Consider the following 12,768-nt stretch of genomic DNA (forward strand, 5'->3'; position numbering starts at 1 on the left):
CGGCAGGCCATGGACGAGGTGATTGACTGGATGACGTTCTACAACCACCGCAGAATTCACTCTACATTGGGCTATGTCAGCCCGATGCAGTTTGAGAAAAGCTGGAACGCGGCACAGCTATTGAAGGCCGCATAATTGACTAGCTAAGAGGTACGTCCAACAGGGGCAGGTTCAGAATGCCTTGGAACATGTCTTTCATATTGCCCGCAATGGTGATCTCTTGCACGGGATACGCAATGCGCCCGTTTTCCACCCAAAAGCCACTAGCGCCACGTGAGTAGTCGCCCGTCACGTAGTTCACGCCTTGTCCCATGAGTTCAATCGCAAACAAACCTGTGCCTAGTTTTTTCAGCATGGCATCAAGGTCGTCTGCGCTTTGTCTGAATGTGGGCTGCACACTGAGATGAACATCAGCCCATCACCATTGGCGAAGTGAAAACCAAAGGCTATTTGACGGACAACACCTTCACGGTCAGCAAGATCGAACTCAAAGACCGTCGCTATGGCGCTGGCTTAAAGACCTCGCACCAAACCGATCGCCTCATCCACCCGCTCCACCGCATGCACGGTCATGCCAGGGATAGGCTTTTTGGGTGCGTTGGCTTTGGGGATGACGGCCACGGTGAAGCCCAACTTGGCGGCCTCTTTCAAGCGCTCTTGGCCGCGCGGCGCAGGGCGCACCTCGCCCGCTAAGCCCACTTCGCCAAAGGCAATGAAGCCTTGCGGCAGTGGCTTGCCACGCAAGCTGCTTTGGATAGACAACAACACCGCCAAGTCAGCCGCGGGTTCGCTGATGCGCACGCCCCCCACGGCGTTGACAAACACGTCTTGGTCCATGCAAGCCACACCGGCGTGACGGTGCAGCACGGCCAGCAGCATGGCCAAGCGGTCGCGGTCCAAACCCACGCTCAGGCGGCGCGGCGATGGGCCGCCCGTGTCCACCAAGGCTTGGATTTCCACCAACATAGGGCGCGTGCCTTCAAGCGTCACCAACACGCAGCTACCTGGCACGGGCTCGGCGTGTTGGCTCAGGAAAATGGCGCTGGGGTTGCTCACCCCCTTCAGGCCTTTTTCGGTCATGGCGAACACGCCAATTTCACTTACCGCACCGAAGCGGTTTTTGATGGCCCGCACCAGTCGATAAGTGGAATGGGTGTCGCCTTCAAAGTACAGCACGGTGTCCACCATGTGCTCCAGCACACGGGGGCCAGCCAGGGCGCCTTCTTTGGTGACATGGCCCACCAACACCACCGCCGTGCCTGTGGACTTGGCCATGCGCGTGAGGTGCGCCGCACATTCACGCACTTGAGCCACCGAGCCGGGGGCGCTGGTGAGTTGGTCGGAGTAGACAGTTTGGATGGAGTCCATCACCATCACATCGGGCTGCAATTTGTCGACGGTGGCCAGCACTTTTTCAAGCTGCGTTTCAGCCAGCACTTGCACTTGGCTGTGGTCTAGGCCTAGGCGACGCGAGCGCAAGGCCACCTGTGCGGCGGACTCCTCGCCCGTCACATACAAGGTACGCATGCCTGTGCGTTGCAGGCCGTTCATGGCTTGCAAAATCAAGGTGGATTTGCCAATGCCGGGGTCGCCGCCAATCAGCACCACACCGCCTTGCACCATGCCGCCGCCCAGCACGCGGTCCAACTCCTCTTGGCCCGTGGGGGTGCGGGCCACGTCTTGCGCCTCGATGTCTGCGAGCACCGCCACTTCGGAGGCGGGGGCCAACGCGGCCATGCCGGCATAGCGGTTTTTGGCAGGGCCACTGCTGTCCACGGCGGTTTCAATCAGCGTGTTCCACGCGTTGCAACTCGGGCATTTGCCCAGCCATTTGGCGGTGATGCCGCCACAGTCGGTGCAGGTGTATTGGGTTTTTTCTTTGGCCATGGCTAGTTCACTGCTCCAACGCGGATGGCATCGTGTAATTTATAAGGCGAACGCGGCGAGGTCGGGAAAAACCAAGCCCTCGACAGCGCTGTTCGCGACACGCTCATGTCCAAAAATTTTTCTGCATCGCAGGATCAAACGCTGGCTTGGACTGTAAGCAGTCAACGCCTGTTTTTTTGTAAGTAGCCACTCTTTTGGTGGCTAATTTAATGGCCTCCTTCGAGATATCACACCCCATGAAATGAGCGCCTTGTCTCAATGCGGCAATCGCTGAGCTACCTGACCCCGTGAAGGGGTCACACACCACGAAATCGGTTTCGGTTGTCTGCTTACTAGAAGCAATCATGGCCTCAAAAAGTTCGACCGGTTTTTGTGTTGGATACTGCGCAGCATGGAGCCGCTTGATTCGCCAAATATCGGGAATGTCTTTGCGCGTGATGGGTCTTTTGCCTTTGCAAGCAAACAATATAAATTCCGTTTGCCGCCTGAAGTAATGCCCCATCCCAATGTTGACCTTGTCCCACGTGATGACGTTTTTGACATTAAACGCTTCACGAACCATCGCCCCTAAAGAGAGCATGGAGTAACTGTCAAGCATCAAAAAAATGTGGCGATCCGGCTTAAGAACACGTGCGCACTCAGTTAAAAAAATTTGGTAGTTTTCAGCCGTATCGTGAAACTCTTCAAACCACTTTCCGCTACCACCCTTGTCGCTGTACTTCCCAACGATGCGCCCTTTGCCAAGCGCCAAGTGTTGGTTCATTCCCGAATAGGCCGGGTCGGTGACGATCAAGTCCACACTCGCCGCAGGTAAGTCACGAAGAAAGGCGAGCACGTCCTCATTCACAATTGAAACCGTCAACTCTTTCTTAGGCAACGCTAGCGAGCCAAAAGACAAATCACTTTCGTCGACCAACAGCGATGCGTTTTTAGCGATGTACGACATAAAAACAAGCCTTTCGAAATCAGGTGAGAGAGCGGATTAGAAATTGTACTGTATAAAGAGTCAGTTTTGTTGGCTAGGCACCACGAGGCAATTTCTGGCAAACGGCTCAGGGACAAAGCCGCCGCCCGCAATTCGCGTCCACAATCGTTGGCACATTTGTTCAACACGCCGTGAAAGCTCCTGCCATGCAAACCCCTGCCAATCGATTCAAACAAGCGTTACACCAGCAACAACCACGAATCGGTTTATGGATGGGCCTGGGCAATACCGTGACGACCGATATTTGTGCGGGCGCTGGATTTGACTGGTTGGTGGTGGACGGCGAACACGGCCCCAACGACTTGACCACCTTGCTGGCACAGCTGCAAGTGATCGCGGCTTATCCCAACGCACACCCCGTGGTGCGCGTGCCACATGATGCGCCGGCGTTGTTGAAGCAAGTGCTGGACATTGGTGCCACCACCGTGCTGGTGCCCATGGTGGACACCGCCGAGCAAGCCGCCGCGATTGTGAAAGCTTGCCACTACCCGCAAGACGATGGACACGGCGGCATACGCGGCATGGCCGGCACACGCGCCTCGCGTTGGGGCCGCTACCCCAACTACGGCAAAGAAGCCAACGATCAGGTCTGCGTGCTGGTGCAAGCTGAAACCCGTGAGGCGCTGAACAACCTCGATGCCATCGCCGCCACGCCCGGTGTGGACGGTGTATTCATTGGTCCTGCCGACTTGTCGGCCTCGATGGGGCACATCGGCAACCCCATGCACCCCGAGGTGCAAGCAGCCATCGTGGACGCCATCGCGCGCATTCGCCAAGCAGGCAAAGCACCGGGCATCTTGATGGGGGATGAAGCACTCGTGCGTCAGTACCTGTCTTTAGGTGCCTTGTTTGTGGCGGTGGGTGTGGACAGCATGATTTTGTCGCGCCAAACGGCTGCCTTGGCCGCCAAATACAAAGAGGGTTTGGCCGAAGTAGCGGCTAGCAAAGGCCCTTATTGAGTTGCGACGGCTCAGTCTTGCGTGAAGCCCACGCGAGCTGACGCCGCACACATCAGCTCATAGCCCACCGTGCCTGCGGCTTGGGCCACCTCGTCAATCGGCAGCACGGTGCTGCCGCACGCGGCACTGGCCTTGCCCCACAACGTAACCTCACTGCCATAGCCCACCGAACGACCAGCTACATGACCCGCTGCGTCACACGGGCCTAGGTACACGGCCAGCATGTCCATGCTCACGCAGCCCAAGGTGCGAGTGCGCACACCGTCGACCAACACAGGCGTGCCTGTGGGACAGTGGCGCGGATAGCCATCGGCATAGCCACATGCGACCACCCCGATGCGCATTGGCGCATCGGCTTTGAATGACGAGCCATACCCCACGGTGTCACCAGCTTGCAGGTCTTGCGTCGCGATGATGTGGCTGCGCAAGCTCATCGTGGGTTGCACCTCCCACTGCGCGATGGTGCGCTCTGGAAAATCTGGCGCACTGCCATACAAGGCGATGCCGGGACGCACCCAGTCGGCGGCGGCGGTGGGATCACGGGCGTGGCGTAACAAGCCGGCACTGTTGCAGGTGCTGCGTTCGCCGGGCAAGTCTTGGGTCGTTTCGGTGAAGACCGCCATTTGTGCAGCAATGCCTTTGGCACCGTCGGCATCGCTGAAATGGGTGATGAGGGAAATCTCATCCACTTGCGGCAATTGGTTCAGCCGCGTCCACGCCGAACGAAAGCGTGTGGGCGTGAAGCCCAAGCGGTTCATGCCGCTGTTCATTTTGAGAAAAATGCGATGGGGCACTTGGGTTTTGTGACGACTGAGCATGTCGATTTGTTCGTCGCAATGCACGGTGTGCCACAGGTCTAAGCGCGAGCACAACTCCAAGTCGCGTGCTTCAAATACGCCTTCGAGCAACAGCACAGGGCCGCGCCAGCCCAAGCTGCGTAGGCGTTGCGCCTCGTCCAAGTCCAACAAAGCAAAGCCATCTGCCGCACGCAAACCTTCAAACACGCGCTCAATGCCGTGACCATAGGCATTGGCCTTGACCACCGCCCACACACGGGCATCGGGTGCGGCGGTGCGCATGCGGGTCAAGTTGTGACGCAGCGCGTCGGTATGAACAAAAGCTTGAATCGGACGGGGCATGGCCAATATTGTGGCACCCGCGTGATATAACCTTGGTTAGACACAGAAGAAAGAAGCATCAGCACACGCGCAGCACGCTGCCAGTTGCCAGACCCATCTATGAAGCGCGGTTTTTACACCATCATGTCGGCCCAGTTTTTCAGTTCGTTGGCCGACAACGCCCTGTTTGTCACAGCCGTTGAATTACTGAAAGCGAGTGGCACCGCCGAGTGGCAACGCGCCGCCTTGGTGCCGATGTTTGCCCTGTTCTATGTCGTGCTGGCGCCGTTTGTGGGCGCGTTTGCCGACTCGCGACCCAAGGGCGAGGTGATGCTGATGAGCAACTCCATCAAAGTGGTGGGCTGCTTGATGATGTTGTTTGGCGTACATCCCTTGCTGGCCTATGCAGTCGTGGGCTTGGGCGCGGCAGCTTACTCACCCGCGAAGTACGGCATCTTGACCGAGTTGCTCCCAGCCTCTCAGTTGGTCAAAGCCAACGGCTGGATTGAAGGCTTGACCATCACCTCCATTATCTTGGGCGTGCTGTTGGGTGGTCAACTCGTTGGCCCACACTTGTCGGTCTTTCTATTGTCGTTTGACTTGCCCTTCGTCACCACCGGTGTAGACACCTCGGCTGAAGCGGCGATCTGTTTGTTGATTCCTCTGTACGCCTTGGCAGCTTGGTTCAACACCCGCATTCCCTACACCGGCGCGGCATTGATCCCCATGCGCTTGGAGCCCGACAAAACCATGGCCCGCAACCTGTGGGCGCTGCTGCCTGACTTCTGGCACTGCAACCAACGTTTGTGGCACGACAAGCTGGGTCAAATCTCGCTCGCAACGACCACCTTGTTCTGGGGCGTGAGCGGCAACTTGCGCTACATCGTGTTGGCTTGGAGCGCGGCCGCCTTGGGCTACAGCACCACACAAGCGTCGAGCTTGGTGGGCGTGGTCGCGATTGGCACAGCCGTCGGGGCGGTGGTCGCATCCATGAAGATGCGCCTTGACCACGCGCCCCGCCTCATGCCTTTGGGCATTGCCATGGGCGTCTTTGTGGTGGCGATGAACTTCGTCGACAACCTGTGGTTGGCGGTGCCCTTCCTCATCGTCTTGGGTGGCTTAGGTGGGTTCTTGGTGGTTCCGATGAACGCACTGCTGCAACACCGTGGTCATAACCTGATGGGCGCGGGCCGCTCCATCGCGGTGCAAAACTTGAACGAGCAGTTGTGCATCTTAGGCCTTGGCTTTTTGTACACCTTCAGCACCGGCATGGGCCTGAGCGCCTTTGGCGCCATCACGACATTTGGTGTGTTGGTGGGTTTCGTGATGTGGCTCATCAAGCTGTGGCATCAGCACAACCACGCGCACCACCGCGAAGAGCTGACGCGCTTGATGCACATCGCCCGCAACGACGACTTGCACGGCTAAGTCGCCCATGTCTGGCCCGATAACGCGCCCCGTGCTGGCCGCCATGTTGGCACTGGCCCTCAATGCGTTGGTGTGGGGCCTGTCTTGGTGGCCGCTGCGCCAACTCGACGCGCACGGACTTCACCCCTTGTGGACCACGGCCTGTGTGTTTAGCTTGGCGGCGGTAGCCCTGCTTGTGGTCTTCCCAACCAGCTGGCGGCACTTCCAACCCCACCCACAACTGTGGTGGCTGATGGTGGCGTCGGGCCTGACCAATGTGGGCTTCAACTGGGCAGTGACCACGGGCGATGTGGTGCGTGTGGTGTTGCTGTTTTATTTGATGCCCACCTGGGCCTTGCTGCTGGCGTGGTGGCTGCTGAAGGAGCGGCCCACACGCGGGGCGCTGGCACGCTTGGGGCTGGCCTTGCTAGGCGTGGTGTTGGTGTTGAAAACACCGGACTCACCATGGCCCTTGCCACAAGATTTGTCGGACATGCTGGCCTTGCTCAGTGGGTTTTGCTTTGCACTCACCAACATCTGGCTGCTGCGCTTGCAGCACACCCCCGAGTCGGCCCGCATGGTGGCCATGTTTGGCGGCGGCGCGGTGATGGCCATTTTGTGTGCGGCCCTCGCCACGGGAGCGGGCGTGATACCCGCACTGCAACTGCCTGCCCCTTGGGCGAGCGACGCGACCTTGATGCAACAAGCCAGCACATGGGCCCCGTGGGTGTTGGGTTTGAGTGCGGCTTTCTTGGTGTCGAACTTCGCGCTGCAATACGGCGCCGCACGGTTGAGCGCACACACCACGGCGATGGTGATGATGTCGGAAGTGGTGTTTGCCAGCGTGTCCTCGGTGGCACTAGGGGCTTCGGCGCTGACGTGGCGCATCGGCCTGGGTGGCGGCATGATTGTGTTGGCTGCGCTGCTGGCATCGCAGGCCCATACCGACACCCACACAGACCCCGTTTGATGCGCAAAGCTGCAAGGCCTTGACGCATGCGCACTTGCTTTGAAAGGCTTTTCACATGACCGCTCTGACCGACTTCACCGCCCAGCGCATTGGCGGCACACCCTTGAACTTTGCCGACCTGCAAGGCCGAGTGCTGCTCATCGTCAACACCGCCAGTGCCTGCGGGTTCACGCCGCAATTCGAAGGGCTAGAAGCGCTGCACAAACGCTATGGCAACCAAGGGCTCACCGTCATCGGTTTTCCGTGCAACCAGTTTGGCGCACAAGACCCGGGCAGCAACGCCGAGATTGGCGCGTTCTGTCAACGCAACTACGGCGTGAGCTTTGCGATGATGGAAAAAGTAGACGTCAACGGCGACAGCGCCCACCCGCTTTTCCAATGGCTCAAGTCCGCAGCGCCGGGCGTGTTGGGCAGCGAAGCGATCAAATGGAACTTCACCAAATTTTTGGTTGGCAAAGACGGGCAGGTACTCAAACGCTATGCGTCGATGGATGCGCCAGCGAAGTTAGCCTCCGACATTGAAGCCGCATTAGCCAGCGCAAATTAAATCGCCATCGGGTTACGCATAGATCACTTGTGAGGTGCTGAACGTGCCCTGAATCGTCAGCGCCCACGAGTTTGCGGGGGTTGTGCTATCCACATGGGTAAGCTTGTGTATGGCACTGTCCCAAGTCAAACCAGCCTCCGTCAAGTTTAGTGCGGCGATGTTGAGCTTGTCGTACGACGAGAAGTCGGTGATCGTGTCGCCGTTGATGTTGGCTGCTGTGTCGTACTTCACCACATCGTTGCCTGCACCTGTGGTGATGGTGTTGGCGGCGGCGTTGCCCCAGATCACATCGTTGCCGTCGCCGCCAATCGCGTTTTCGATGACCACGCCAAACGCGATGCCGATGTTGTAGGCCATGCTGGCGTCGGGCACACCGACGTTGTTCACACTGCCGAACTCGCGGTGCAACGCATTAGCAGGAAGTTGATCGTTGTACACACCGAAATCCAAATCTGCCTTGAGAGTCACATCACGGTCAGCGGGCATCGTGGGGTCGGCGTAATAGGTGTAAGTGTCACCCGATTGGCGCACCAACCCTACGTGATGCTCAACGCCGCCATTATCCGTATAGGTGCCGTACACATCATTGACCGTCGGCTTGATGCCGCTGATCTTGAACGTATCCTCAAACCCTGCTTTCGAGAAACTCGCGCTGAAGCTGGTGAACAGCCCCATGCGACTCATGTGCTCACCACCGCGCAAATCAATCACCGCCCCTAGGTCGCCGACTTGCTTCAAAGTGTCGCTGCCTCTTGCATCCCAAATGGCGGTGAACACGGGGGTATTGCTGTCAAAACTGTAGGTGTCGTCTCCTGTTTTGTGGCTCATGTTCGCACCATACAAATGTTGCAAAGCCGCGATGTCGTACACCCCTAAGTCAATGGGCGAATAGCGCTCGGTGGCCTTTGGGGCCGCGCCGCCATTAGCCATCAACGCAGGAATCACACCGCCAAACGGCGACAGGTAAGTCATGATGGTTTCCTGCGGCGCATCGGTCTGCGGGTTGTCGTACGAGCCGCCTGTTTGTGTGCCCAAACGGTTGGTATCCAAACCTACGGTGTCGCCAAACCAATGCAGCGTCTGTGTATCGGCCTTGAACGGATGGTCCAAGCCCATGGCATGGCCCAGCTCGTGCGTCACGGTGGACTTCTCTGCGCCATACGCTGTTGAGAAAGCCGTTCCGTCGTGTGGATAGGCCTGTGCATCCGTCACCAAGAACAGGTTGCCATACGTATCGCTCGCCTTCGCATCAAGCGCCGTCGGTTGCACCGCAAAGCCCATCACCGACTCGGGAACGCCATACTCAGCGCCCGTACCCTTGAACATGCGCAAATCCGCACCGAGGTAGGCTTGCGATTGATTTTCGGTAAACACCACATTGCTGACCCCTGCAAACTGGTCAAACACGCTGCGCACAAAAGCCTTCTCATACGCTGTGTAACCCATGCCCGTTTGCGTGGTGTGCTCTACATTACGGGTGTCTTTGTAAAGCGCGCCTGGGTCTTGGAAAGCAAAACTCAACGCCAACGGCGCTGTCATACTCGCCCCTGTTTTACGCTGCGTGTTCGTGTTATCGGTCATGTCCAGCCAAGATGACATGGACGCATAAGCAGGCTTACCGTCTAGGCCCACATCATTGCTGATGATGCTGCCCATGCCTTGGGCGTAGCTACCAGGATTGGCCAGCGTAGCTGCCGCAGGTGTTTCCACCTGATAAGCCGAAGCCGAAATCCAAGCGGGCACGGCCGTGTCAATCGCGGGTGGAGCAGGGATAGTGGGGGCGGCTGGTGCTGCGGGGGCAGCTACGCCTGCGGTGACCGTGACCTCAAGGGGCGTACTGGCCTCACTGGTGTTGTGCGACACGTCCTCTTGCTTGGCGGTGTAGCTGTGCGGTGTGGTGCTGTAGCCGCTGATGTTGTCAAGGCCCACGCTTGTTTGTGCCACGGCGTGGATTGCGGCTGCGCCGTTGGTCGTCACATCGGTCATCACATCAGAGGCCTTGACATCGCTGCGCATCCAGCTCGTCACCGCCTCGGGCACCAGTGCTGTTGTGGATGACGCGCTCTGCTCCCAGTACCACTCGCCCGTGCTGTTTTGTTGCGAGATGTGATAGCCGCTGCCCACACGCGACCACAAGTACCACGTCACCCCACCAGTGGTGTAGGCGTACACGGGTTTGCTGGTCTCTAGCTGCGTTGTGCCCATGGGCGCAAAGTCGTTGCTGAAAGCTGTCAAGGCGGCCACCTGTTCAGTGCTCAACAAGTGGTACGTGCCGTTGGCGCTGCTAGGCCCCGTGGCATGGGCCAAGCCTTTCACCACCACCTGGGCCGTCACGTCGAGCGACCACGTGCCATCGGCTGTCGAAGCCGCCGCCGTGCCCAGCACCGTGGTACCACTTTTCACCGTGACCGTCGCACCTTTCTCCGCCGTGCCCGTGAGGGTGAAGCTATTGCTACTTACTTTGTGATCGCCATCTGGGTCGCTGGTGGTAGATAAGGCCATAACAGGCGGCAGTGCCACGGTGTCGAGCACCGTGACATCAAAAGTTTGCTCTACGGTCAAGTCGCCACTGTCTTTGGCAACGACCGTGATGTGGACGGCACCACTGGTAGCCGCCGTGGGCGTGCCTGTGATCTTGCCGTTGCTGAGCGTCAGGCCTGCGGGCAAGTTGCTGCCGTCTTTGAGCGTGTAAGTGAGTGTGGTGTCTTCCACATCGGTGAACTTGTCGGCCAAGTTGATGTCCGTAATGGCTGTGTTAGCCGGGGCGTTGATCGCAGCGATGCTGGCTTTGACCGTGGGCCTATCGTTGGCCGCTGCCACGTTGAGGGTGAGGGTGTTGTCTGCGACTGATGTGTCTGCACCGCCACCCCCTGTGCCACCGTCGTCTTGCACTTTGAACTTGAGGGTGGCGTAGCCGCTGCCATTGGCGTTAGGCGCGGCTGTGTAGGTGAGTTTCGCTAGCTCTGCGGGTGTAAAGCTTCGCGGCGCTGTCACGTCAGTGCCGTCCAGCTTCAAACTGCCTAGGGTAGGCAACTGCGTGATGATGACGGTTTTAAGTGCGTTACTCTGCCCTGCAGCATCGGCAAAGCCAAAGTCAGCGACGCCGAAGGTGTAGGCCACGTCCTCCGTCGCAGCGATGGTTTTGTCTGCGCCGTGCGGGGCTTGGTTGAGGGGTTGGCCGGGGGCCGGGGGCTGGGTGGAGGTGGCGGCAACGGCGCTGGTGGCGCTGGTGGCAACGCTTTCGCTAGCACCGCCGTTGTCGGTGTAGCTGGCTTTGACGGTAATGGTTTTACCCACCTGCGCTTGGGTGAGGGTGAGGGTGCTGGCTGTAGCGCCGCTGATATCCACACCGCCTGCTTGCCACTGGTAGCTGAGGGCGCCTGCACCGCTGGCGGGGATGCCGTCTGTATCGGCCAAGGTGTTGGCGGCGGTCAAGGTCTGCCCCTGGGCAGGAGTGCCGCTGATGGTGACACCGCCAGTGGGTGCGTGGTTGATTGAGGCAACTTTTTCTTGGACGGCTTTGACGACGGCGTCTACCAGCGGCGTGGCGGTGGCGCCTGTGGCGGTAGGTGTATTCACCGCTGCTACGGCTGCGTCGCTGATGGCTTTGGCGGCGGTTTCGTCTTTCACGCCAATGCCTGCGGCTTGGTAGTCTGCGGCTTTAGGAGCGTTGGCTGTTTGGCTGGTGTCTTGCGCGTAGTTAGCAATTTTGGCGGCGAGGATGGTTTCGCCTAGGCCTGTGTTGTCGGTGGTGCTAGGTTTGACAACGACGGCAGGGGCGGCGCTGGCGGCGCCTGTTGTGGTGGGCACAGTCACATCGACAGTAGCCGCCAGTTTGTCGAGGACGCCAGCCGCGGCAGCAGCTTTTGCTTCAGGGGTGGCTGCGCCAGTGCTTGCGGTTTTGATTTGCTCAAAGACCGCTTTAAGCGCTTGGCCATAGAGGTCTGCAACAGGCGCCGTCGTGGCAACAGAGACGCCATCGGCGGCTACTGCCACCGTGGGTTTGGGCGCAATTTGCTCTAACGGCTTGGTGCCGTCACCGAGGTTCAAGGCTTTTGCAAAGGCGGCACTGGTGACTTTGATTTGCTCTGGTGTGATGTTGCTGAGGGTTGGCGCCAATTTACGGGCCAGCAAGTCGGTGATGTGCGTGATGTTGACGACGCTTGCTGCGCCGTTTGTAAAGGTAGTGACGGCGCTGACGGTGCCAACAAATTCTGTGAGCTGTTTGTCTTCACCCACATAGTCTGCTTTGCCGTCAGATACGCCGCCCACGGCATCTGCACGAATAACGCCTGTTGCGGGGGCTTTGCTGAGCGTCACAGTGAAGGAGCCATCGGCCTTGACTGCGTCTTCACCTAGGAGGGTGCCCTTCGCGTCGTAGATTTTGATGGTCACATTGTTGCCTTTGACCAAAGGCCCCAGGGTGAGTGTGCCGCTGACGCTGCCTGCTGCGGGCGCAACCGCCGCATCAGCTGAGCTACGCACAGCTTGCGATAGCGCAGCAGCGCCCGCGCCCAAGGCCCCCGCGGGCCAACCCCACAGACTGCCGATGACGGTGCTTGTGGTACTGGCAACACCGTCTGTGGCGGCGGCAAGCTTGGTGCTTTCCGCTGTACTGGCTGCTTCGGCTGCTGCGGCAACAGGCGTTGTGTAGGTGCTGCTGGTGCTCGGCTGTTGTGCCTCGGTTTGGGCGAGGGTGACTAGGGCTTGGTCAGCCCATGCGTCGTCTGTGTCTGGCGTGTTGCCGTTTTTAGCAAGGCGGATTCAAGGACGAAGTGCAACAAAGATGAACTGGTTATAGGTGGCTGAGGATGCGAGAGCATCATGGCCGCTTTAACCGCCAAGTCGAAGTTGCCCAATGTACAAGCACCTCAGCCGAGAAGAACGATACCAAA

Annotated in this window: 9 protein-coding genes and 1 pseudogene; 5 read left to right on the plus strand and 5 right to left on the minus strand. The window is 58.8% G+C overall.

All coding sequences use genetic code 11. The annotated features are described in order from the left end of the window. A partial coding sequence (locus RMS03_RS02430; protein ID WP_310625532.1) for an IS3 family transposase occupies positions 1-135 on the plus strand: 135 nt, incomplete at its 5' end. 40 nt (positions 136-175) lie between these two features. On the opposite strand, the pseudogene RMS03_RS02435 reads toward RMS03_RS02430, so the two are convergent. The 3 genes and pseudogenes from RMS03_RS02435 to RMS03_RS02445 form a co-directional block, all read right to left on the minus strand. Next, a pseudogene (locus tag RMS03_RS02435) lies at positions 176-379 on the minus strand (metallopeptidase TldD-related protein); the annotation flags it as partial. 134 nt (positions 380-513) lie between these two features. Then, positions 514-1,887, minus strand: a complete 1,374-nt coding sequence (gene radA, locus RMS03_RS02440; RefSeq protein WP_310625524.1) for a DNA repair protein RadA — start codon at positions 1,885-1,887, stop codon at positions 514-516. Between the two features lie 103 nt (positions 1,888-1,990). Further along, on the minus strand, positions 1,991-2,833 hold the full coding sequence (locus RMS03_RS02445) for a site-specific DNA-methyltransferase (protein WP_310625525.1): 843 nt from the start codon (positions 2,831-2,833) through the stop codon (positions 1,991-1,993). Positions 2,834-3,018: 185 nt separating this feature from the next. Between RMS03_RS02445 and RMS03_RS02450 the strand changes: the two genes are divergently transcribed. After that, entirely contained in the window at positions 3,019-3,831 is an 813-nt protein-coding gene (locus RMS03_RS02450) for an aldolase/citrate lyase family protein (protein ID WP_310625526.1), read from the plus strand. Positions 3,832-3,842: 11 nt separating this feature from the next. Here the strand turns inward: RMS03_RS02450 and alr are convergent, their stop codons facing one another. After that, entirely contained in the window at positions 3,843-4,970 is a 1,128-nt protein-coding gene (alr, locus tag RMS03_RS02455) for an alanine racemase (RefSeq protein WP_310625527.1), read from the minus strand. Positions 4,971-5,069: 99 nt separating this feature from the next. Between alr and lplT the strand changes: the two genes are divergently transcribed. The 3 genes from lplT to RMS03_RS02470 are packed head-to-tail and all read left to right on the plus strand — an operon-like array spanning position 5,070 to position 7,873. Then, on the plus strand, positions 5,070-6,377 hold the full coding sequence (gene lplT, locus RMS03_RS02460; RefSeq protein WP_310625528.1) for a lysophospholipid transporter LplT: 1,308 nt from the start codon (positions 5,070-5,072) through the stop codon (positions 6,375-6,377). A gap of 7 nt (positions 6,378-6,384) precedes the next feature. Next, complete coding sequence (locus tag RMS03_RS02465) at positions 6,385-7,326, plus strand: DMT family transporter (RefSeq protein ID WP_310625529.1); 942 nt, start codon at positions 6,385-6,387, stop codon at positions 7,324-7,326. A gap of 55 nt (positions 7,327-7,381) precedes the next feature. Next, entirely contained in the window at positions 7,382-7,873 is a 492-nt protein-coding gene (locus tag RMS03_RS02470; RefSeq protein WP_310625530.1) for a glutathione peroxidase, read from the plus strand. Between the two features lie 12 nt (positions 7,874-7,885). On the opposite strand, the gene RMS03_RS02475 is transcribed toward RMS03_RS02470, so the two are convergent. After that, positions 7,886-12,391 carry a putative Ig domain-containing protein gene (locus tag RMS03_RS02475; protein ID WP_310625531.1) on the minus strand — a complete coding sequence of 1,502 codons (4,506 nt, stop codon included), beginning with the start codon at positions 12,389-12,391 and terminating at the stop codon, positions 7,886-7,888. Positions 12,392-12,768 lie beyond the last annotated feature (377 nt).

It is taken from the genome of Limnohabitans sp. (assembly GCF_031538885.1).
GTDB lineage: Bacteria > Pseudomonadota > Gammaproteobacteria > Burkholderiales > Burkholderiaceae_C > Limnohabitans.